We start from the raw sequence: 24,175 nt of genomic DNA on the forward strand, positions 1-24,175 counted from the left end.
CCTAACCTAAAAATAATTGTTTTAATGCATTAATTCCTATGTCTAAGGCATAGAAAAAGACTAAGAAGAATATCACTGTTGATACAACTATTATTGTATATTTAAATAATTCTTCCTTAGTTGGCCAACTCGTCTTTTCCATTTCTGACTTAACGCCTTTAAAGAAACTTTCTTTTTTAGCCATCATAAGACCTCCACACTCTATGACTTTCTAATGAAAGTCATACTCAATTAATTGATATCATCTTATTTCGATTCTTTATGAACTGTATGCGCGTTACATCTTGGACAGTATTTTTTTAAAGTAAGTCTCGTTGCTGAGCCTTCCTTTTTAGGAACATTATAATTCCGATTGCCACAATTCTCACAATTCAAAGGTACTTTCTTCACAATTATTCACCTTTACTCATTATAATACCAATATACTATACATAAGTATTGTATTAAATGTCAAACTTATGCGCCACGCTATAATTTCCTCACCATACAGTATACTATTTGCATATTATTTTCTTATTCAAAACTTCTTTTAAGTTTACATTTACTACGTTGAATCGCATTATAAACAACTTTGGATTCCAAATTTAAAACCATAGCAATCTCCTTTGGCTTGTAATCATTAAGTAGTAATCGAATGATACGTCTTTCCATTCGACTGAGTTTGACTTCGCTTCTTTTAAAAGCTAATGTTAATTCTTTTCTAATTATCGATCTTTCTATATCGTTTAATGCCAAAGTAGCGTTATATTCAACAATGTATTCATTAACAAGTAGAGGTTGACGTTTATAATTCGCTTTTACTTTTCTAAGATAGTCATATTTAACCGAACGAATTAAAAAATAAATATAGTGTTCTATTGGTACACCTTGTTGATAGTCGAATTTTTGCAAGGCACGGTAGAATTTAATAGCAATCTCTTGATAAATGTCTTCAATATCATACTTATTATGGGAGATATACCTTATTTTATTGTAAATCAGTGGCTTTAGCTCTTCTATTAAAGACTCAAATAGTTCTTCAGAAGATTTATTTTCTATTTGCGATAGACACATTGCTGTATATTCATGTTGCTGTTTATTCAGATTCATATATCTAACCTTTCGAGTAAGTTGAAATTAGTTTATATGAAATCTATCTAAAATCACAACAGAGCAAAATTAGTCTTTTTTCTGATTGCCACGTCTAATCTTTTCAAATTCTTCAAGTATCTCATTAGATAACGGAATTCTAATTCTTGGTTTCTTTTCGCTAAAATCATCAAGTGACTTGTTAACAACAACCTCATTTTCTTTTAATTCACGCCACATTTCTCTTGAAGAAATACGATAGGCACCTGAACCAAAAATAGCATGTTGTTCACTCATATCACTTGTTACAACGGTAATGTGTGTCGTGTGTTTATTATATAATTCATACACGTAGCGTTCTATAAAACTATCTGCAGTTTCTTTTTCTTTAGTAAAGATTGTTTTGACACCATGATAGAAGTATTCCCTTTCTATCCCTGACTGTTCATAGGCATCAAATACACAGACAATTTCATCTGCTATTAATGCATTGTAGTTGGCAATTGTGTCTAATAATTGCTCTCTAGCTTCTTCTAAATTCTCTTTAGCAACAGTGCTAAGTGTTGAGGATTGGCCAATCATATTGTAACCATCTATAATTAAGTATCTTTTTTTCATGACTTTTCCTCTAACTGATGACGTTTACGATATACTTCATACATCATTAAACTTGCAGCCACAGACGCGTTCAAGCTATTGACATGTCCAACCATTGGAATCTTAATATGAAAATCACACTTATCACTCACTAAACGACTCATACCTTGCCCCTCACTACCTATTACAATACCTAGTGACATATCAGCTTGTAAATCTCTATAATCCGTTGCATTATTAGCTTCTGTCCCCGCAATCCAAAAGCCGTTGTCTTTTAATTCGTCGATAGTTTTCGAAAGATTAGTAACCCTTATAACCGGAACATGCTGAATCGCTCCTGTAGAAGCTTTGGCAACGGTCTGTGTTAGCGCAACGGATCGTCTTTTAGGTATAATAACCGCATCAACACCAGAAGCATCTGCTGTTCTTAATATAGAGCCAAGATTATGCGGGTCTTCTAAACCATCTAAAATGATAACAGTTGAATAACTGTCTTTTTTCTTTTGTTTTTGTAAAAATTCATCGAAGTTTGCATATTCATATGGGGCTACTAAAGCAGCCACACCCTGGTGAGGTGCATTTGCTAAAAAATCTAATTTAGATTTTGGTACCGTTTGTACAATTAATTTTTGTGATTTTGCATTTTTTAAAATGTCGTTAATTTGTTGCTTTTTTATACCGTCTTGAATCAAAATCTTATTTATGGCGTGACCTGATATAATCGCTTCTTTAACTGCGTGTCTACCTACTATCACTATATCTTCCACATTCACACTACCTTTCATCCACTATCCTAACAATTGTTTCTAATAAGTTTTCTAATCGTTCTGATTGATGGTCTAAATATAAAAATCCGATAACAGCTTCTAACGCTGAGCTTTTACGATAAGTTTGAATGTCAGTATTTTTAGCTTTTGTATAACTTTTAGCGTTACGTCCTCGTTTTAAAACACTTAGTTCTTCCTCTGTAAACCAGTCAATACCTAACAAATACTCTAAAGTCTTAGCTTGACTTTTCGCTGAAACATAACTCTTCGATACTTGGTGCAAACGATGAGGTTTACTTTGTAATTTTAGCACGATATATTCACGCACATGTTGATCAAGTACTGCATCACCCATATATGCCAATGTTAAAGGATTGAGAAGTTTTACATTCATATGTTTAGCCACGTTTGAATCTTACACCTTGTGGGGTATCTTCTAAAATGATATGACGTGCTTTTAACATATCTCTAATTTCATCTGCTCGAGCGAAATCTTTATTTTTACGTGCTTCATTACGTTCCTCAATCAATTGTTCAATGTCTTCATCTAGTAACTCGTCTGTTTCTTTACTCTTAAGTGGGATACCAAGGACGTCACTAAAAATGCTATACACTTCTTTAAATCTATTTAAAACTTTTGTTGAAGTTGTGTTTTCTAATACATATTTATTTGCAAGTTTAGCTAAGTCATACCATGCAGTTACTGCATTAGCAGTATTAAAGTCATCATCCATTACCGTTTCAAATTGATTTAATATTTTATCTATTTGTTGTATATATTCTGATTGTTCTTCCAAATCTGTAGCAATTTGTTCTCTTTCCTCAATTAACTTGTAGCTATTACGTATACGTTCAAGACCACTTCGTGCCGCACCTACTAATTCTAAATTGTAGTTTATTGGGCTACGATAATGCACACTAATCATAAAGAATCGTAATACGTCTGGATCAACTTCTTTAATGATATCGTGAACTAAAATAAAATTGCCTAGCGACTTGCTCATTTTCTCATTATCAATATTAATAAAACCATTATGCATCCAATAATTTGCGAAAGGTGCATGATTATGAGCTTCTGATTGAGCAATTTCATTTTCATGATGCGGAAATTGTAAATCTGAACCACCTGCGTGAATATCTATTGTAGACCCTAGTTCATGATAAGCCATTACGGAACATTCAATGTGCCAACCTGGTCTACCTTTACCAAATGGACTATTCCAACTAATTTCACCTGGCTTAGCTTTCTTCCATAAAGTAAAATCTAGCGCATCTTCTTTTTGTTCTCCAGCTTCAATACGAGCGCCAACTTTCAAATCATCTAATGATTGATGACTTAATTTACCATATCCATCAAATTGACGTGTTCTAAAATAGACATCACCGTCACTTTCATATGCATAACCTTCATCTACTAATTCTTTAATAAAATCAATAATTTCACCCATATGATGCATCACACGCGGATTAGATGTAGCCTTTTTCACATTCAAAGCACCAACGTCCTCATAAAAAGCTTTAATATACTTTTCAGCAATTTCAGGAACACTTTCATTGAGTTCTTTAGAGCGATTAATGAGTTTATCATCAACGTCTGTGAAATTAGAAACATAAATAACTTCATATCCCTTATATTCGAAATATCTTCTGACTACATCATAATTAATAGCTGGTCGTGCATTTCCAATATGAATATAATTGTAAACTGTTGGCCCACATACATACATTTTGACCTTACCTGGTTCAATGGGCTCAAACGTCTCTTTCCGACGTGTTAAGGTATTATATAATGTAATCATCTTGAATCTCTCCATTCTTAGCTTTTTCAAGCTGTCTTTCTAAGTGTTTAATTTGTTCGTAAAGTGGATCAGGTAAGTTACGGTGATCAAATGTTTTACCAATACGTCTACCTTCTTGTTTAACAATGTGACCTGGTATACCTACTACAGTTGTATAACTAGGAACAGACTGTAATACTACAGAATTAGCTCCAATATTCACATTTGATTCAATTTTTATATTACCTAATATCTTAGATCCAGCTGCTATCAAAACATTATCACCGATATCAGGATGGCGTTTTCCTTTTTCTTTGCCTGTACCACCTAAAGTAACTCCTTGATAAATAGTAACATTATCACCAATTGTACATGTTTCTCCAATAACTACACCCATGCCATGGTCGATAAATAAACGCTTACCGATTTTTGCACCTGGATGTATTTCAATTCCGGTGAAAAAACGTGATAGTTGAGAAATCATTCTGGCTGCTACATAGCGTCTATTTTTATATAATTTATGGGCAATTAAGTGACTCCAAACTGCATGTAATCCAGCGTAAGTAGTTATTACTTCTAAAGTCGAGCGCGCTGCAGGATCCTGTTCAAACACCATCTTTATATCGTCTCTCATTCTTTTTAACACGAACGTCTCCCCCTTAGTCTAATCAAATTTATTTCAACACGTTTAAATCACTATGCGGAATATCATTGGTATCATAAGTTTAAAAATATGAAAAGAGCACCTCTAACATTTGTTGCTAGAGGCGCTCTCGCACGGTTCCACTCTTCATTTAATAGCAATACTCATATTTGATTTATTACTATTCTCATCTCAATTATTTATTTTTATTAACAAAGGTGCATTCATTAATATTTATGATGTGCTCACAGCTACCGCACACTCTCTGACACATAAACATTTAACTACTAATCCTTTGAATCACTTTATATTTATAATCATATGTTGTCACTTGTAAAATTTCAAGTCGTAAACACTTTATGACTTAATATTTATTTAAACAAGTTTTTTTAAGCGTGACAATACTTTATCTTTGCCTAATACTTCAATTGTGTTCGGTAATTCAGGACCATGCATTTGTCCAGTAACAGCAACACGAATAGGCATAAATAATTGTTTACCTTTAATACCAGTTTCTTTTTGAACTTCTTTAATCATTTTCTTAATTTCAGTTGCCTCAAACGATTCTAAAGATTCTAATTTACCATATAAATGGTTCATTAGTTCTGGCACTTGTTCTCCTTGTAATACCTCTTGTTCATCTTTTCCAAGTTCCGGCATTTCATGGAAGAACATTTCTGATAATGGAACAATTTCACCAGCGTAACTCATTTCTTTTTGATACAACGCTATTAATTTACGTCCCCATTCTCTATCCTTTTCTGATGGGTTTTCAGGTATAAGATTAGCCTTGATTAAATGAGGTAATGCAAGTTCAAATACTGTTTCTGTATCTTTTGTTTTCATATACTGATTGTTAACCCAAGCAAGTTTTTGTCTATCGAACATAGCTGGAGACTTAGACAAGCGTTTTTCATCAAAAATCTTTATAAATTCTTCTTTAGAAAAGATTTCCTCTTCACCTTCAGGTGACCAACCTAATAATGTAATAAAGTTAAATAATGCTTCTGGAAGATATCCTAAGTCACGATATTGCTCGATAAATTGTAGGATTTGACCATCTCGCTTGCTTAATTTTTTACGCTCTTCATTAACAATGAGTGACATATGACCAAAACGAGGTGCTTCCCATCCAAATGCTTCATATATCATTAACTGCTTAGGTGTATTTGAAACATGGTCATCACCACGTATAACATCTGATATTTGCATATAATGATCATCTACGGCAACTGCAAAATTATAAGTCGGAACACCATCTTTTTTTACAATTACCCAGTCTCCGATATTGTCAGATTCAAAGGAAATTTCCCCTTTAACCATGTCATTGAAAGTATATGTTTGATCTTTAGGCACACGAAAACGAATTGATGGTTTACGCCCTTCCGCTTCGTACTGTTGACGCTGTTCTTCTGTTAAGTGCGCATGTTGTCCACCATATCTTGGCATCTCTCCACGGGCAATTTGAGCTTCGCGCTCTGCTTCTAACTCTTCTTCAGTCATATAACATTTATATGCTTTGTCTTCCTCTAATAGCTGTTGAATTAGTGGATTATAGATTTCTGCACGTTCAGATTGACGATAAGGTCCAAAACCTTTATCTTTATCGACGGATTCATCCCAATCCAAACCTAACCATTTTAGATTATCGAATTGTGAAGATTCACCATCTTCTAAATTACGTTTACTATCTGTATCTTCGATGCGAACAACAAAATCACCATTATAATGTTTAGCAAATAAATAATTGAATAATGCTGTTCTTGCATTACCAATATGCAAATATCCTGTTGGACTTGGCGCATATCTTACTCTGATACGTTCACTCATTATTTTCACTCCTACTATTAATTGTGTGGATAATAAATAGCCAAATATTAATTAAAATACTTTGCAAATTATACATCAATAAAATGATAACTATGACCACTAACAAAATATGCAAATAAATGCGGTAGTTTATTGTAAGTGGTTTAATTTTAAAAAAGTTATTCAAACGATAAGGATACGCTAAAGTATACCTTGATGAATAACTTGATTAAATATTGAATATTCTAATCCACCTAATATTTCAATAATATTGTAGCACTTAAAGGCCTCTTTGATAAGTCACATGTTTAATATGCATAACCTTGTTAAATAAAATCAATTTGAAATATTTCACTTAAATATAGTACCTAAATTCGTACGGTACGTTTCACATGAAACCCTTATTCTAACAAAGATAATCTATAAAATTTCAGTCAACAAATTTCGCAAAAACAATTCTTCCTGATGATGTTTGTAACAAACTTACGACCTCTAAATTAACTTGTTGACCAATGTAACTCTTCGCGTTATCAACAACCACCATTGTACCATCATCTAAATATCCTACGCCTTGTCCTGGCTCTTTACCTATCTTCGTTAATAAAATACTTAACTGGTCGCCTTGATGTACATTAGGTTTGATTGCTTCCGATAAATCATTAACGTTGAGTGCTGTAATTCCTTGAACGTGACATACTTTATTTAAATTAAAATCAGTCGTAATCACATGTGCATGATACTGTTGTGCTAATTTAATTAATAATGTATCTATATCACTATGGGATTGAGTTGGATGTATAACGCGTGTAGGATAATCTAAATCATAAAGTTGATTTAAAATATCTAATCCTCTTTGACCTTTTTCACGTTTCACGCTATCTTTAGCATCCGCTATAACCTGTAATTCATTTATAACGCCTTGTGGTATCAATATATCACCATCGATGAATCCGCAACGTATAATATCTAATATCCTTCCATCGATAATGGCACTTGTATCTACAATCTTAGGTGTCGCTCTTCGTATATTATTAGACATGGAACGTGCCATATTCTCTGGTAAAAACATAAGCATTTCATCTCTTTTTTTCAGACCAAATTGAAACCCTAAATAACATAAAATAATAGTGATTATCATAGGTACAAAGTGATTTAATATGGAATTACCTATCATTTCTAAGATAAAAGAAACCATCACTGAAATAAATAAACCAATAATTAAACCAATTGTAGCAAATAATATTTCTACCGCACTGCGTCTCATGATTAATTGTTCAAATTGTTTAAAAGCATATGTTACTTTATTAATGAACAATCCAAATATTATAAAAAATATAATTATGCCTATGAAACCATCTACATAATAATTAGTGATAACCGCATGGTGATGAATGCCAAGATCTGTAACAACTTCGGGTATAATTATAACACCAAGAGCTGCACCAACAATGATATAGATTGCTACAACAATTGCTTTTGTTATATTCAATTTATAGCCTCCTTCCATTGATGTTATATCCTAGTATGGCTTAACAATACGGCTTATCGCAGTTTTGAATGTAATGCATATTTCAAAGCTTCATGTACTGATGAAACACCAACGACTTGGATGCCTTCTGGGAATGTCCAACCTCCAATATTTGTCTGTGGAATAATAGCTCTTTTAAACCCTAGTTTGGCCGCTTCTTGAACACGTTGCTCTATGCGTGATACTCTGCGTACTTCACCTGTTAATCCAACTTCACCCACAAAACAATCTAATCCATCAACAGCTTGATCTTTAAAACTTGAAGCTGTCGCAACAATAATGCTTAAATCAACAGCAGGTTCTGTTAATTTGACGCCACCTGCTACTTTAATATAGGCATCTTGTTGTTGGAGTAAATAGTTTTCCTTTTTTTCTAGAACCGCCATAAGTAAACTTAATCGATTATGATCTATACCTGTAGCCATTCGTCTAGGATTATTAAATGTTGTTGGTGTAACAAGCGCTTGGACTTCAATGAGTAGTGGTCTTGTTCCTTCCATAGTGGGGACGATTGTAGAGCCCGGAACATTTGTAGAACGTTCTTCTAAAAACATTTCAGAAGGATTAAGTACACCTTTTAATCCACTTTGCTTCATTTCGAAAATCCCCATCTCATTTGTAGAACCAAATCTATTTTTTACTGCTCTAAGGATACGATATGCGTGATGCTCATCTCCTTCAAAATAAAGAACTGTATCAACCATATGTTCCAATAATCTTGGTCCGGCGATTTGTCCTTCTTTTGTTACGTGTCCCACAATAAATGTGGCAATATTCATTTGTTTAGCAATGTTCATTAAACTTTGCGTACTCTCTCTTACTTGTGATACCGATCCAGGTGCGGAACTAATTTCCGGATGATAGATTGTTTGAATCGAATCAACAACAAGTAAGTCAGGTCTCTCTTCTTTTACAGTTTGATGTATCACTTCTAAATCAGTTTCGGCTAAAACATTAAGATGACTAGAATCTTCTTCCAAACGATCAGCGCGCAACTTAGTTTGATTAATAGATTCCTCACCAGTAATATATAAAACATTCTTATTTTGTGACAGCGCAGCACAAATTTGTAGCAATAAAGTTGACTTACCAATACCTGGGTCTCCACCTATTAGTACTAACGAACCACTTACAATACCTCCACCTAAAACACGGTTAAATTCCTTTGATTCTGTAAGTAATCTAGGGGTAGCTTCATGCTTAACGCTATTTAACTTTTGTACCTTACCTGCTGTTTCTTTTGTTTTTACACCATGTTTAGGATGAGCAACCTTTTCTACTATTTCTTCCATTTGATTCCACGCACCACAGTTAGGGCACTTGCCCATCCACTTAGGAGATTGATAGCCACATGCCATACATTCGAATATTACTTTTTTCTTGGCCATTGAGACACCTCCGATTTAATATGAACAAATCTATTTTAAACTGACAAGTTGAATCTGACAAATTAAAATTAAATAATGATGTTGATAACACTTATAAGTCTATAACCCTTTCATAATATTTCTATAATGAACCTATAACATTCATCATATGCTTATCTGTTTAAACATTCTGGCAATTATACTAATGATGATTCAGCAAAAATATAAGTAAAATTTTAAATTGATTTACCTCATTCATTGTTTATTATTATATATTTAAGTGGTTATCTTAGTATAGAAAATGCCTGAGACAATGATTGTCCCAGGCATTTTATTTATTGGCAATTGACAACCGAGTTGTACTTGGGCTAATCTCAATTTTCAACTCTAGTCCTCATTGCCAAGTGAGACAGGGAATTACTTACGCTTTCTATCTCACTTTTTTTAATTTAATATTTAACGTTATAATTGTAGTAACTCAATATGCGAAATTAAAGTTATAATAATTTAATTATGATTCTGTTGTTTCTTTTTTGGCTGTAATTTCATGAATATCATACTTAAATTCTTTACCATCATGATCAATTGTTACTTCTTTACCTTCAATTTTATTTCCATCTAAAATCAATTCGCTTAAATTATCTTCAACCGTTTTTTGAATTGCTCTAATGAGTGGTCTAGCACCATATTCAGGATCATATCCTTCTTCTGCAATTTTTTCTTTCGCTTTATCAGTAACAACAATATTAATATTTTGCTCTGAAAGACGGTGTGTAAGTTTATTTACCATCATTGTAACAATTTCTTTTAATTCATCTTTTGTAAGTTTGTGGAAGACAATAATGTCATCAACACGGTTTAAGAATTCTGGTCGGAATGAATTTTTTAATTCTTTCATCATTGTTTTTCTGACAGTTTCGTAGTCACTACCTTCTGAAGCACCTCCAAAACCAGCAAAGCGTTGGTCCTGTAATTCTTGAGCTCCCACATTAGAAGTCATAATAATCACAGTATTACGGAAGTCCACAGTACGACCTTTAGTATCTGTTAAATGACCATCATCTAAAACTTGTAGAAGAATATTAAAAACGTCAGGATGTGCTTTCTCAATTTCATCAAATAAAATCACAGAGTATGGTTTACGTCTAACTTTTTCAGTCAATTGACCGCCGTCATCATGTCCTACATATCCTGGAGGTGCACCAACTAATCGACTGACAGCATGTTTCTCCATAAATTCACTCATATCTACGCGAATCATTGCATCGTCTTCACCAAACATAGATTCAGCTAAAGCACGAGCTAATTCAGTTTTACCCACACCTGTAGGTCCTAAGAAAATAAAACTACCGATTGGACGTTTTGGATCTTTAAGACCAGCACGAGCTCTTCGAACAGCTTTACTAATTGAATTGACAGCATCGTTTTGTCCAATGACACGTTTATGAAGTGTATCTTCAAGATTCAATAAACGATCTGATTCAGTTTCATTAATTTTAGTTAAAGGAATACCTGTCCAACCAGCTATTACTTCAGCGATATTTTCTTCAGATAAGGCAGTATCTAAACCACCTTGTGCATTTTTCCATTCATTTTTAGCATCTTCATATTGCTTTTCAAGTTTAGATTGCTTATCTCTTAAATTAGCGGCATTTTCAAATTCTTGAGCATGAACTGCAGCATCTTTTTCATTTTTTACTTTATCAATTTCTTGTTCAATCTCTTTTAAATTACTTGGCGTTGTATGACTTTTAAGTCTAACTTTTGAACTTGCCTCATCAATTAAGTCAATGGCTTTATCTGGCAAGAAACGATCTGAAACATAACGATCACTCAATTTAGCAGCCGCTTCTAAAGCTTCATCTGAGATATTAATTCTGTGATGAGCCTCATAACGGTCACGTAATCCTTTTAAGATTTCAATCGTGTCTTCAACTGTAGGTTCATCCACTTGAATTGGTTGGAAACGACGTTCTAATGCAGCGTCTTTTTCTATATTTTTACGATATTCATCTAATGTTGTGGCACCTATACATTGCAATTCTCCACGAGCTAAAGCGGGTTTTAAAATATTAGATGCATCAATTGCTCCTTCTGCGCCACCAGCGCCAACTAAAGTATGAAGTTCATCGATAAATAGAATAACATTACCAGCTTGATGAATTTCCTCCATAACTTTTTTCAATCTTTCTTCAAATTCACCACGATATTTAGTGCCAGCTACGACTGTACCCATATCTAATGACATTACACGTTTGTCTTTTAAAGTTTCTGGTACTTCATTTTTAACAATTGCTTGCGCAAGTCCTTCAGCAATTGCTGTTTTACCAACACCGGGTTCACCAATTAGCACAGGATTATTTTTAGTACGACGACTTAAAACTTCAATTACACGAGTAATTTCTTTATCTCGTCCTACGACTGGATCTAACGTTCCATCTTTAGCAATAACAGTTAAATCTCTAGCTAATCCATCTAAAGTAGGCGTGTTATTAGACTTATTAGCTTGCGCATTTTTATTACTCATTTCTGGACTTCCTAAAGCTTTTACAACTTGGGCACGTGCTTTAGTAATATTTAAATCTAGGTTTGCAAATACACGTGCTGCAACACCTTCATTTTCTCTAATTAAACCTAATAGTATATGCTCTGTTCCTACAAAGTTATGATGTAGCTTTCGAGCTTCATCCATAGACAGTTCAATTACTTTTTTTGCTCTCGGTGTATAATGTAGTGTGCCCATTTGCTCTTGACCGTGACCGATAAGTTTTTCAACTTCTTCGATGACTTTATCTTCAGTAATATTAAAACTTTCTAATACCTTTGCAGCTATACCTTCTGGCTCTTTCATTAAACCAAGCAAAAGATGTTCTGTTCCAATATTAGAATGGTTCAAACGAATTGCTTCCTCTTGTGCATGTGCCAACACACGTTGTGCACGCTCAGTCAATCTACCAAATAACATGTATAAATACCTCCTATTTTATATGTTCTCTTAATAAATCAGCTCTTTTTTCATTTACTGTTCTATTATCATCGTCATCTATTAAAAATGGTGACTGTATTGCTACCATTAATTCATTAAATTTAAAATTTTCAAGCAAAATATAATTCAAATCAATACCTAGTTTCACTTCGCTCAAACGATATGAGGCTTCTTCCATAGAAATAATTCTACTGTTTTGTAGTACACCTAATGATCGATAAACTCTATCCAGTGTCTCTACAGGATTGTGTTTATCAAGTCTTTCTCTTATTTGCTTTTCTTCATTTATAATTTGATTTACAACTTCAGTTAAGTTATCGATAATGTCTTCTTCTGTTTTCCCTAGTGTAAGTTGGTTTGAAACCTGATAAATGTGACCATATACTTGTGACCCTTCTCCGTATATACCTCGAATTGTAAATCCAAAACGATTAATTGTTTGTGCAATTCTGTTCATTCTTTTCATAATGGAGAGTCCAGGTAAATGTAGCATCACACTTGCACGCATTCCTGTACCAATATTAGTAGGACAGGTAGTTAAATATCCTAAATGCTCATCATAACTAATGTCTAACGCTTTATCTAATTCATCATCAATTTTAGAAGCGCGTTGATATAAATCCTTTAGCGATAAATCAGTTCCTAGAGCCTGTATTCGTATATGATCTTCTTCGTTTATCATAACACTTACCGATTCATCATCATTTAACATTACTGCTGAAGCAGGTTGTTTCACTAGTTCAGGACTCACAAGATGTTTCGCAACCAATTTCATTTTACTTTGTTGATCCATCGTATCTAATCGATTTAAAGTTAAGTTGGGAAGCGCATCTTGAACTTCATTTATCACTCGATATCCTTCTTGCTCTGAAGGGAACATAAGTGGGTGGACATGGTTTTCAAGATTTCTAGCTAATCGAATTCTGGAAGAAATAATAACAGGTGTCTCCTCAGACATCTTCATCCACTCACTAATATTAGTATGGATATTACTCATCATGAGACACCTCGCTTTCACTTTTTAAAGCTTTAATTTCATCACGAACAATCGCTGCCTCTTCAAACTCTTGATCATCTATCAATTTATTTAGATATTTTGATTTTTCTTCAATTTGCTTTTTTATTGCAAGTTTCTTATAAGATGATTGTGGTGTTTTTCCTACATGCTCAAATTGACCACCTTGAACACGTTGAACTATATCAATGATGTCTTCTTTAAACGTAGCATAACAATCAGCACACCCAAACTTACCAACATGTGCAATATCCTTAAGTGTCATCTGACACGTTGGACATTTTTTTTCTTCTTTAAATGCCATCTCATGAAAATTAATACCATGTTTTGCAGCGAGGTGTTGAAGTATCTGTTTCACTACAAATGCTTCTTCTATATCGTCTTGGTGTGTATGATACGTATTATCATCATTAGAATGTAACCAGGGATTTTCTCCTTGGGCACATACTGAACATACCCATTTTTCATGCGTACTATCTATACCTTTAACAGTAAGTTTAACTTCCGCTTCATTAAAATGGCAATTTTCACAAAGCAATTTTAAACACCTCACCTAACCTAGTAATAATTAATAACTGGTAGTAATCGTTTTAAGATATTAGCTCTTATAATATCGCGTGCAACAACATCCATTTTTAAAGTTTCTCTATCAATAATGGTCTGTATCATTTTAGCTTCTCTTTCATTGATCAAACCTTTATCTAACAAACCATCTATGACATAATACCCTTGTTGTTGAGAAATAGATGGACCTATTAATTGTAGTAAGTGATTAATATAACCTGTTGCATCTTTATTTTCAATTTTAGTGATTCGAATGTAACCACCGCCACCACGTTTACTTTCTATTTCATAACCATGTTCATTAGTAAAACGTGTCTTAATAACATAGTTAAGTTGAGAAGGAACACAATCGAAACGTTGAGCAATATGAGCGCGTTGTATTTCTACAACATCTTCATCTGCTTCTTCAAATAACCGCTTAATGTATTGTTCTATGATGTCGGACATATTGTGCATAGATATCACCTCTTTTTTGACCTTCTTTGACTATATTATATGACCATCTTTGACCTTTTTCAACCAATTTGATTTTAAAATTTCAAATTAATGATGTTAGCGTGTTCATTTTGTTGTATGATAGAAAATAGAAAAAATTTAAAGGAATGAAGAAATATGCATATTGTGATTGGGATATTAGGAATCATTTTCTTTTTAGCACTCGCAGTTTTATTTAGTTCAGACAGAAAAAATATTCGCTGGCGATATGTTGGATTGCTATTAGTAATTCAACTAATATTTGCATTTATATTACTTAAAACTAATTTGGGAATTTCAGTTATTGGGAGTATTTCAGATGGTTTTAATTATTTATTAGCTAAAGCAGCGGTCGGTGTCAATTTTGTATTTGGTGGCTTTAAATTTATTGATCCTAAACAACCACCATTCTTCTTTAGCGTTTTGTTACCTATTGTTTTTATTTCAGCATTGATAGGTATATTACAATATACACGAATACTTCCACTAATTATTAACTTATTGGGATTTTTAATTTCAAAAATTAATGGAATGGGCCGTTTAGAATCTTACAATGCGGTCGCGGCAGCAATTCTAGGACAATCTGAAGTCTTTATCTCATTAAAAAAACAATTACCTTACATACCTAAACAACGCTTATATACATTAACTGCTTCAGCGATGTCAACGGTATCAGCATCAATTATAGGCGCTTATTTTACACTTATTGAACCAAAATATGTTGTGACTGCAGTAGTGCTTAACTTATTTGGTGGTTTTATCATTGCATCTATCATTAATCCTTATAAAGTCAATGAGGAAGACGACAAATTATTAATTGCTGAGAACGAAACAAAAAAACAATCTTTCTTTGAAATGCTTGGGGAGTATATACTAGATGGATTTAAAGTAGCAGTTATTGTAGGCGCTATGCTGATAGGTTATATTGCAATTATTGCTTTATTAAATGGAATGGTGAGTGGAATCTTAAGCTTTATGTCTGGCGGTGCTATTCAATGGAACTTCCAAACGCTTATTGGATTTATTTTTGCACCTTTCGCTTTCTTAACTGGAATACCGTGGCAAGATGCAGTTCAATCTGGTTCAGTAATGGCTACAAAATTACTATCTAATGAATTTGTAGCAATGCAAGATTTAGGTAAAGCGACTGGATTATCGGAACATGCTAAAGGAATTACCTCTGTCTTCTTAGTATCATTCGCAAACTTTAGTTCAATTGGTATTATTTCAGGAGCTATTAAATCATTGAATGATGAAAAAGGTGACGTTGTTGCTCGTTTCGGAATAAAATTATTATTTGGTGCAACACTTGTTTCGTTTATATCAGCGGCTATTGCAGGATTCTTTATCTAACATACGTAGATTTAAGCAAGAGTAACGTTTTTGTTTCTCTTGCTTTTATTTTAATTCAAATCGTAAATGTTCACTCATCAAAAATACATTTTTCTAAATTTCGAGCTTCTTCAATGACACTCAATCTGCCAATGTATTGAAAAAGCCTGTGTTTGTCCCAGCCTCTTTCCTACGATTAGTCAAGTACTTATAATTAAAATAAGCATTACTTAACTAAACCGTTCATTTTAATTTTTTTGAATAAGGTGTTAAACTACATTTGATTGTACGTTTGGCTAATGTGGTGACATTTGATAATCGTACAATTTATGATTCATTACAAGATAATGAATTGTTTTTAATAATCGATTTATACAAGCAATGATGGCAGTCTTATGAGGTTTCTCATTAGGCTGCTTTCTTAGTTTGTAGTAATAATCGACGACATGATTGTCATAATGATGCTGCCCTCTTATTATATTCATAATCACCCAAAATAAAAGTTTTCTCGCTTTTTTATTACCACGCTTGTTGATGGTATCTCTACAGTGTGTATGACCTGATTGATATCGTTTGATATCAATGCCAACAAAAGCATTGAGTTGTTTATTTGATTTAAATCGCTTAATATCACCAATCTCCCCAATAATCATAGCTGTGCTTAGCTTACCAATACCAGGTATCGAATGAATATTTTCAAAATAATCGAGTTGTTGTGCTAATTGAATCATGGCATCATCTAATTGTTTGAGATGATGAATAGATTGTTTTAATTGTTGAATAAGTAAGCGTAATTTTTCGACTAGAAAGGAATGTCTATCGACATTAGGATAGCTTTCTTGAGCAATCACTCTTAATTGAAGTGCATATTTTGTAGCTTTATCCATTGACATTCCTTTATCTGTAGAATTGAATATATGTGTAATCAGTACCTCCTTGTCGATATCAAGAACCATGTCTGGATGAGTAAAGATTTCTGCGATGTTGAGTGCAATGATTGAATATCGACTACTGAATAATCTTTCTAAACCAGGGAATGTTTGATGGAATAATTCAAGGATCTGAAATTTAAGTCGATTTTGTTCATTCTCGATTTCTAGATGAAAACGGACGTGTTCTCTTAATTCAAAGAATATTAACTCATGTATAGGTAAGTTGTCTGTTTGTTTAAGCGTCGGTCCTAAACAAGCAAGCTTATGAGCATCTGCCTGATCAGTTTTCCATGATCTTAGAGCGCTCGTTTTAAATTTGGCTTCTAACGGATTCATTTGAATATAGTTAATTTGATTTACACAACAAAATCGTTCCATACTTCTTGAATAGATACCTGTAGATTCAAAAATGAGTTGTGGGTGGTCTAAGTCATTCAAATACTTGAGTAAATAGTTGTAACCATTTTTATTATTTTGGATGAAAAACTCTTTTTGGAATTTTTCATTTTTATAATGTGCAACTACACTACTTCTTTTACTAATATCAACACCTAAGTAATCGATAAAAAAACCTCCTTTGAATAATTGAGAAGCTAAAAACTTTACTCAACCTTTCTCATTTCATTTTCCTATACACGGTTTCAAGAACCCAACATACTACAAACGAATTTCAAAAGGCGAGAGTAAAGCTGACTTGTTTTTTATACGGATTTAAAATCCAAGAGTCTGGACAGTCTACTTCTCTCTATAACTATAAAAAATAGCTATGAAAAAATCTATCGTCATAGATTTCTTCATAGCTAATCTTAGTATGTTTTAAATGATTTAAATATTAGAATTTTGACAAATAATTAGAACAATCAATCGTTATCTCACACATAGAGTAAAATAAACTACAATTTATTAAACTTCCTTCAAAATAAATTGTTAAAATTAATAGAAACTAATTTGTAAATCAAATATTACAAAATGATTAATGTTTAATCATGTGTTCAATAAAATACTTAGTGATACGATAATCATCAGTTAGTTCTGGATGGAAAGAAACACCGAGGTATTGTCCTTGTTTGACGGCTACTATTTTACCTCCAACTTTACTAAGTATTTCCACTCCGTTATCCACTTTAGCAATATGAGGTGCTCTAATAAATACTCCCTCAATATCATTTGCTATCCCTTTAATATCAAGTTCAGATTCAAAGCTATCGACTTGTCTACCGAATGAATTACGCTCAACAGTTATATCTAATTTATTTAAATAACCAGACTCATTTTCAACATTTTTTGCAAGAACAATTAATCCAGCACATGTTCCAAACATTGGCAAATCTAATTGTTGTAACTTTTCTTTAAATCCATATAAATCCATTAAACGACGTAATGTTGTAGACTCTCCACCAGGTAATATTAGACCATCAATTTCATCTAGTTGCTCTACTCTTTTTATAGCAATGCCTTCATAACCACTTAATTCAATATGACGTATATGTTCACGTACAGCACCTTGTAAGGCTAAAACACCAATTTTAATCATTACCAACCACGCTCTTGCATTCTTTCTTCTAGTGAAATTTGATTAATATCTAGACCTTTCATAGCCGTACCTAGCTCACTAGCCAATTTTCCGATTAACTCATAATCTTGATAATGTGTTGTAGCTTGAACGATAGCTTTAGCAAATTTTTCAGGATCTTCAGATTTAAATATACCTGAACCAACAAATACACCATCTGCACCTAATTCCATCATTAGTGCTGCATCCTGAGGCGTAGCAACACCACCAGCTGCAAAATTAACTACAGGAAGACGTCCATTATCTTTAATTTGTTTTAATACTTCATAAGGTGCACCCAAATCTTTTGCAAATGTCATAATTTCATCATCATTCATAACTGTTAAGCGGCTAACTTCAGAATTAACACGTCTCATATGACGGACAGCTTCAACAATATTACCAGTACCAGGTTCACCTTTCGTACGCAACATCGCCGCACCTTCACCAATGCGTCGTGCTGCTTCACCTAAGTTACGACAGCCACACACAAAAGGAACTGTAAATTGATCTTTTCTTAAATGATATTCTTCGTCTGCAGGCGTTAATACTTCAGACTCATCTATATAGTCAACACCCATCGATTCTAAAACTCTAGCTTCTGTAATATGACCAATTCTGGCTTTAGCCATAACCGGAATTGATACGGCATTCATAACTTCTTCAACTATTTTAGGATTCGCCATACGTGCAACACCGCCAGCAGCACGAATATCTGATGGTACACGCTCTAATGCCATTACGGCAACAGCTCCGGCTTCTTCAGCAATTTTAGCTTGTTCTGCATTAACGACGTCCATAATGACACCGCCTTTTTGCATTTCAGCCATTCCTCTTTTAACTCGATCTGATCCTACTATTTTAGACATACTACTTACCCCTTTTCTTATTGATTAAATATATTTTACGAGATAAACTGATATTTAAAAAGGTTCAATTTGTACATAAAGATAGGGGTCAGTTAATTGAAAGTAAATCAACCACTTTATTTATCGTTATATGAAAAGTTAAAAAATCAAATTATCGAAGGTCAATATCAATCAAATGATAGATTTCCATCTAAACGACAGTTAAGTAACTATTTATCTGTTAGCCACACTACAATAGAACATGCATATCAATTACTTGTAGATGAGGGTTTCATTTATTCGAAACCTAGATCTGGCTACTTCGTTTCCGATATAGAATCGTTGCCAGTGATACATCGACAAACAAATCAATTAAACACTGATAACTTAGAAAAGAAGCAACGACAATATAAATATGCTTTTAATTTAGCTGAAATTGATTCTGAAAGTTTTCCTATGCACATTTTTAGAAAATATGCGAAAGACGTTTTTGAAGACCATCAGCTATCACTATTACAACGAGGCGAGCGTCAAGGGGAATATATTTTAAGGCAACAAATTTCACATTACTTATTTAATAGTCGTGGCGTCACTTGTCACCCAAATCAAATTATTGTTGGATCATCAACAAGCCAGTTACTCGATATGATAACCAATTTACTAAAAAAAGAAGAATTTATTATTGAACAGCCAAGTTATCCACCTATTAAACATACGCTTGATAAAAAAGGTATAAGTTATATTCAAGTCCCAGTTGAACAAAATGGAATACAAATCGACCCTATTTTAAATACAAATAACAATATTTTGTATATAACACCATCTCATCAATTTCCAACTGGTTATGTCACCAATTTAAAAAAAAGAACACAATTAATCAATTGGTCCCATCAAGCTAAGCAAAGATATATTATCGAAGATGATTATGATTCAGAATTTAGATATTTTGGCAAACCCATACCTGCATTACAAAGTTTAGACACAAAAGGAAAAGTCATTTATATTAGTACTTTCTCAAAATCTTTATATCCAAGCTGTAGGATTGCATATATTGTTTTGCCACAAAATTTAATGCACAAATATAATAATCAAAAATATAAAGAGGGAAATACAGTGCCTGTGCATGTTCAACACATGGTTGCTCAATTCATGATAAGTGGGAAATTTGAAAGACATTTGAATAAAATGCGAAAGATATATAGAGATAAACTTGATTATATTTTAAAACGATTAAAGCCCTACAATACTCAAATAAAGATTGAAGGCGCACTAACTGGAATGCATTTTACAATAACTGTTAATAATGGATTGTCAATGAAACAATGTTTAAAAAATGCGAAAAAAAATAATTTAAAATTAAAACCTTATCATTACGAAAATTATTCTAAAGTTTATCCAAAATTTATTTTAGGATTTGGGGGGATAAAAAAAGAAGAATTAGAAGATCATGTTAATGCATTAATTCATTCACTCGTTATATAAATACTAGATTTTAAGAAACTTTAAAATGCTTTAATTATTGTTACGATACACAACAGTAATTAAAGCATTTAAGGTTGGATATGTTACTTAACCTTTATAAGCCACATATGAAATTACCTCTTATAAAAGTTGTTAAGTAGCGAATTTATTTATTAATACTTTCTTTTTTAGAACTATTTTTGCATAAAAAAAAGAGACCTTTCGGTCTCGATTAGGCTCATCGCATCCATACGATATTTGCCTGGCAACGTCCTACTCTAGCGGAACGTCAGTCCGACTACCATCGGCGCTAAGGAGCTTAACTTCTGTGTTCGGCATGGGAACAGGTGTGACCTCCTTGCCATTGTCACCAGACAAATGAATGATTATACATTCAAAACTAGATAGTAAGTAAGATTTTGCGTCGCAAAACGTTTTTTAAAAATTGATTAAGTCTTCGATCGATTAGTATTCGTCAGCTCCACGTGTCACCACGCTTCCACCTCGAACCTATTAACCTCGTCATCTTCGAGGGATCTTATAACCGAAGTTGGGAAATCTCATCTTGAGGGGGGCTTCATGCTTAGATGCTTTCAGCACTTATCCCGTCCATACATAGCTACCCAGCTATGCCGTTGGCACGACAACTGGTACACCAGAGGTATGTCCATCCCGGTCCTCTCGTACTAAGGACAGCTCCTCTCAAATTTCCTACGCCCACGACGGATAGGGACCGAACTGTCTCACGACGTTCTGAACCCAGCTCGCGTACCGCTTTAATGGGCGAACAGCCCAACCCTTGGGACCGACTACAGCCCCAGGATGCGATGAGCCGACATCGAGGTGCCAAACCTCCCCGTCGATGTGAACTCTTGGGGGAGATAAGCCTGTTATCCCCGGGGTAGCTTTTATCCGTTGAGCGATGGCCCTTCCATGCGGAACCACCGGATCACTAAGTCCGTCTTTCGACCCTGCTCGACTTGTAGGTCTCGCAGTCAAGCTCCCTTATGCCTTTACACTCTATGAATGATTTCCAACCATTCTGAGGGAACCTTTGAGCGCCTCCGTTACCTTTTAGGAGGCGACCGCCCCAGTCAAACTGCCCGCCTGACACTGTCTCCCACCACGATAAGTGGTGCGGGTTAGAAAGCCAACACAGCTAGGGTAGTATCCCACCAACGCCTCCACGTAAGCTAGCGCTCACGTTTCAAAGGCTCCTACCTATCCTGTACAAGCTGTGCCGAATTTCAATATCAGGCTACAGTAAAGCTCCACGGGGTCTTTCCGTCCTGTCGCGGGTAACCTGCATCTTCACAGGTACTATGATTTCACCGAGTCTCTCGTTGAGACAGTGCCCAAATCGTTACGCCTTTCGTGCGGGTCGGAACTTACCCGACAAGGAATTTCGCTACCTTAGGACCGTTATAGTTACGGCCGCCGTTTACTGGGGCTTCGATTCGTAGCTTCGCAGAAGCTAACCACTCCTCTTAACCTTCCAGCACCGGGCAGGCGTCAGCCCCTATACATCACCTTACGGTTTAGCAGAGACCTGTGTTTTTGATAAACAGTCGCTTGGGCCTATTCACTGCGGCTCTTCTGGGCGTGAACCCTAAAGAGCACCCCTTCTCCCGAAGTTACGGGGTCATTTTGCCGAGTTCCTTAACGAGAGTTCGCTCGCTCACCTTAGAATTCTCATCTTGACTACCTGTGTCGGTTTGCGGTACGGGCACCTGTTATCTATCTAGAGGCTTTTCTCGGCAGTGTGAAATCAACGACTCGAGGAAACAATTTCCTCTCCCCATCACAGCTCAGCCTTATGAGTGCCGGATTTGCCTAACACTCAGCCTTACTGCTTGGACGTGCACTCCAACAGCACGCTTCGCCTATCCTACTGCGTCCCCCCATCGATTAAAACGATACTAGGTGGTACAGGAATATCAACCTGTTATCCATCGCCTACGCCTGTCGGCCTCAGCTTAGGACCCGACTAACCCAGAGCGGACGAGCCTTCCTCTGGAAACCTTAGTCAATCGGTGGACGGGATTCTCACCCGTCTTTCGCTACTCACACCGGCATTCTCACTTCTAAGCGCTCCACATGTCCTTGCGATCATGCTTCGACGCCCTTAGAACGCTCTCCTACCATTGTCCAAAGGACAATCCACAGCTTCGGTAATATGTTTAGCCCCGGTACATTTTCGGCGCAGTGTCACTCGACTAGTGAGCTATTACGCACTCTTTAAATGATGGCTGCTTCTAAGCCAACATCCTAGTTGTCTGGGCAACGCCACATCCTTTTCCACTTAACATATATTTTGGGACCTTAGCTGGTGGTCTGGGCTGTTTCCCTTTCGAACACGGACCTTATCACCCATGTTCTGACTCCCAAGTTAAATTAATTGGCATTCGGAGTTTGTCTGAATTCGGTAACCCGAGAGGGGCCCCTCGTCCAAACAGTGCTCTACCTCCAATAATCATCACTTGAGGCTAGCCCTAAAGCTATTTCGGAGAGAACCAGCTATCTCCAAGTTCGATTGGAATTTCTCCGCTACCCTCAGTTCATCCGCTCACTTTTCAACGTAAGTCGGTTCGGTCCTCCATTCAGTGTTACCTGAACTTCAACCTGACCAAGGGTAGATCACCTGGTTTCGGGTCTACGACCAAATACTCAACGCCCTATTCAGACTCGCTTTCGCTGCGGCTCCACATTTGCTGCTTAACCTTGCATCAGATCGTAACTCGCCGGTTCATTCTACAAAAGGCACGCCATCACCCATTAACGGGCTCTGACTACTTGTAAGCACACGGTTTCAAGTTCTCTTTCACTCCCCTTCCGGGGTACTTTTCACCTTTCCCTCACGGTACTGGTTCACTATCGGTCACTAGAGAGTATTTAGCCTTAGGAGATGGTCCTCCCAGATTCCGACGGAATTTCACGTGCTCCGTCGTACTCAGGATCCACTCAAGAGAGAATATGTTTTCGACTACAGGATTATTACCTTCTTTGATTCATCTTTCCAGATGATTCGTCTAACATGTTCTTTTGTAACTCCGTATAGAGTGTCCTACAACCCCAACAAGCAAGCTTGTTGGTTTGGGCTCTTCCCGTTTCGCTCGCCGCTACTCAGGGAATCGATTTTTCTTTCTCTTCCTCCGGGTACTAAGATGTTTCAGTTCTCCGGGTCTGCCTTCTGACATGCTATAAATTCACATGTCGATAACATGACATAACTCATGCTGGGTTCCCCCATTCGGAAATCTCTGGATCAACGCTTACTTACAGCTACCCAAAGCATATCGTCGTTAGTAACGTCCTTCATCGGCTTCTAGTGCCAAGGCATCCACCGTGCGCCCTTAATAACTTAATCTATGTTTCCACCATATTTTGAATTGTTATTCAAAATAAATAGCTAAAACTAGTTATTAATCTTGTGAGTGTTCTTTCGAACACTAGC

20 protein-coding genes and 2 rRNA genes are annotated in these 24,175 nt (G+C 35.1%); 2 read left to right on the plus strand and 20 right to left on the minus strand.

Features of this window, described 5'->3' with window-relative positions:
* Position 1: 1 nt before the first annotated feature.
* The 15 genes from secE to FNL83_RS11020 all read right to left on the minus strand — a co-directional run bounded on the left by secE (position 2) and on the right by FNL83_RS11020 (position 14,578).
* Positions 2-184, minus strand: coding sequence for a preprotein translocase subunit SecE (gene secE, locus FNL83_RS10950; protein WP_002438679.1), 183 nt, complete (start codon positions 182-184; stop codon positions 2-4).
* Positions 185-246: 62 nt separating this feature from the next.
* Positions 247-390 carry a 50S ribosomal protein L33 gene (gene rpmG, locus FNL83_RS10955; protein WP_001832285.1) on the minus strand — a complete coding sequence of 48 codons (144 nt, stop codon included), beginning with the start codon at positions 388-390 and terminating at the stop codon, positions 247-249.
* 123 nt (positions 391-513) lie between these two features.
* Positions 514-1,089 carry a sigma-70 family RNA polymerase sigma factor gene (locus FNL83_RS10960; RefSeq protein ID WP_001832284.1) on the minus strand — a complete coding sequence of 192 codons (576 nt, stop codon included), beginning with the start codon at positions 1,087-1,089 and terminating at the stop codon, positions 514-516.
* Positions 1,090-1,158: 69 nt separating this feature from the next.
* Positions 1,159-1,686 (minus strand): NYN domain-containing protein, encoded by a 528-nt coding sequence (locus FNL83_RS10965; RefSeq protein ID WP_001832317.1) that lies wholly within the window; start codon positions 1,684-1,686, stop codon positions 1,159-1,161.
* Positions 1,683-2,432 (minus strand): 23S rRNA (guanosine(2251)-2'-O)-methyltransferase RlmB, encoded by a 750-nt coding sequence (rlmB, locus tag FNL83_RS10970; RefSeq protein WP_002494171.1) that lies wholly within the window; start codon positions 2,430-2,432, stop codon positions 1,683-1,685. The genes FNL83_RS10965 and rlmB overlap by 4 nt, the downstream gene beginning before the upstream one ends.
* Positions 2,433-2,439: 7 nt before the next feature.
* Positions 2,440-2,826: a Mini-ribonuclease 3 gene (locus FNL83_RS10975; RefSeq protein ID WP_001833082.1), complete on the minus strand. Its 387-nt coding sequence runs from the start codon at positions 2,824-2,826 to the stop codon at positions 2,440-2,442.
* A gap of 4 nt (positions 2,827-2,830) precedes the next feature.
* Positions 2,831-4,231, minus strand: coding sequence for a cysteine--tRNA ligase (gene cysS / locus FNL83_RS10980; RefSeq protein WP_001832267.1), 1,401 nt, complete (start codon positions 4,229-4,231; stop codon positions 2,831-2,833).
* Positions 4,215-4,844 (minus strand): serine O-acetyltransferase, encoded by a 630-nt coding sequence (gene cysE / locus FNL83_RS10985; protein WP_002438669.1) that lies wholly within the window; start codon positions 4,842-4,844, stop codon positions 4,215-4,217. The genes cysS and cysE overlap by 17 nt, the downstream gene beginning before the upstream one ends.
* A 384-nt stretch (positions 4,845-5,228) precedes the next feature.
* Positions 5,229-6,683 (minus strand): glutamate--tRNA ligase, encoded by a 1,455-nt coding sequence (gene gltX / locus FNL83_RS10990; protein ID WP_001832310.1) that lies wholly within the window; start codon positions 6,681-6,683, stop codon positions 5,229-5,231.
* A gap of 409 nt (positions 6,684-7,092) precedes the next feature.
* Positions 7,093-8,151: a PIN/TRAM domain-containing protein gene (locus tag FNL83_RS10995; RefSeq protein WP_001832313.1), complete on the minus strand. Its 1,059-nt coding sequence runs from the start codon at positions 8,149-8,151 to the stop codon at positions 7,093-7,095.
* Between the two features lie 53 nt (positions 8,152-8,204).
* Entirely contained in the window at positions 8,205-9,578 is a 1,374-nt protein-coding gene (radA, locus tag FNL83_RS11000; protein ID WP_001833080.1) for a DNA repair protein RadA, read from the minus strand.
* Between the two features lie 490 nt (positions 9,579-10,068).
* The gene (locus tag FNL83_RS11005; RefSeq protein ID WP_001832300.1) at positions 10,069-12,522 is read right to left on the minus strand and encodes an ATP-dependent Clp protease ATP-binding subunit; all 2,454 of its coding nucleotides are present in this window, start codon (positions 12,520-12,522) and stop codon (positions 10,069-10,071) included.
* Between the two features lie 13 nt (positions 12,523-12,535).
* Entirely contained in the window at positions 12,536-13,543 is a 1,008-nt protein-coding gene (locus FNL83_RS11010; protein WP_077755964.1) for a protein arginine kinase, read from the minus strand.
* Positions 13,533-14,096, minus strand: a complete 564-nt coding sequence (locus FNL83_RS11015; RefSeq protein WP_001832265.1) for a UvrB/UvrC motif-containing protein — start codon at positions 14,094-14,096, stop codon at positions 13,533-13,535. Before FNL83_RS11015 ends, FNL83_RS11010 begins: the two co-directional genes overlap by 11 nt.
* A gap of 20 nt (positions 14,097-14,116) precedes the next feature.
* The gene (locus FNL83_RS11020; protein WP_001832288.1) at positions 14,117-14,578 is read right to left on the minus strand and encodes a CtsR family transcriptional regulator; all 462 of its coding nucleotides are present in this window, start codon (positions 14,576-14,578) and stop codon (positions 14,117-14,119) included.
* 156 nt (positions 14,579-14,734) lie between these two features.
* On the opposite strand from FNL83_RS11020, the gene FNL83_RS11025 reads away from it, so the two are divergent.
* Positions 14,735-15,949: a NupC/NupG family nucleoside CNT transporter gene (locus FNL83_RS11025; protein ID WP_001832269.1), complete on the plus strand. Its 1,215-nt coding sequence runs from the start codon at positions 14,735-14,737 to the stop codon at positions 15,947-15,949.
* Positions 15,950-16,224: 275 nt separating this feature from the next.
* Here the strand turns inward: FNL83_RS11025 and FNL83_RS11030 are convergent, their stop codons facing one another.
* The 3 genes from FNL83_RS11030 to pdxS all read right to left on the minus strand — a co-directional run bounded on the left by FNL83_RS11030 (position 16,225) and on the right by pdxS (position 19,281).
* The gene (locus FNL83_RS11030; RefSeq protein WP_280114369.1) at positions 16,225-17,424 is read right to left on the minus strand and encodes an IS110-like element ISSep2 family transposase; all 1,200 of its coding nucleotides are present in this window, start codon (positions 17,422-17,424) and stop codon (positions 16,225-16,227) included.
* Between the two features lie 409 nt (positions 17,425-17,833).
* On the minus strand, positions 17,834-18,391 hold the full coding sequence (gene pdxT, locus FNL83_RS11035; protein WP_011082818.1) for a pyridoxal 5'-phosphate synthase glutaminase subunit PdxT: 558 nt from the start codon (positions 18,389-18,391) through the stop codon (positions 17,834-17,836).
* Between the two features lie 2 nt (positions 18,392-18,393).
* Positions 18,394-19,281 (minus strand): pyridoxal 5'-phosphate synthase lyase subunit PdxS, encoded by an 888-nt coding sequence (gene pdxS, locus FNL83_RS11040; protein WP_001830030.1) that lies wholly within the window; start codon positions 19,279-19,281, stop codon positions 18,394-18,396.
* A 96-nt stretch (positions 19,282-19,377) separates the two neighbouring features.
* Between pdxS and pdxR the strand changes: the two genes are divergently transcribed.
* Entirely contained in the window at positions 19,378-20,742 is a 1,365-nt protein-coding gene (gene pdxR, locus FNL83_RS11045; RefSeq protein ID WP_001830028.1) for a MocR-like pyridoxine biosynthesis transcription factor PdxR, read from the plus strand.
* 239 nt (positions 20,743-20,981) lie between these two features.
* On the opposite strand, the gene rrf is transcribed toward pdxR, so the two are convergent.
* Both rrf and FNL83_RS11055 read right to left on the minus strand, forming a co-directional pair.
* Positions 20,982-21,096 (minus strand): 5S ribosomal RNA (rrf, locus tag FNL83_RS11050).
* Between the two features lie 70 nt (positions 21,097-21,166).
* A 23S ribosomal RNA gene (locus tag FNL83_RS11055) occupies positions 21,167-24,088 on the minus strand.
* Positions 24,089-24,175 lie beyond the last annotated feature (87 nt).

It is taken from the genome of Staphylococcus epidermidis (assembly GCF_006742205.1).
Taxonomy (GTDB): domain Bacteria; phylum Bacillota; class Bacilli; order Staphylococcales; family Staphylococcaceae; genus Staphylococcus; species Staphylococcus epidermidis.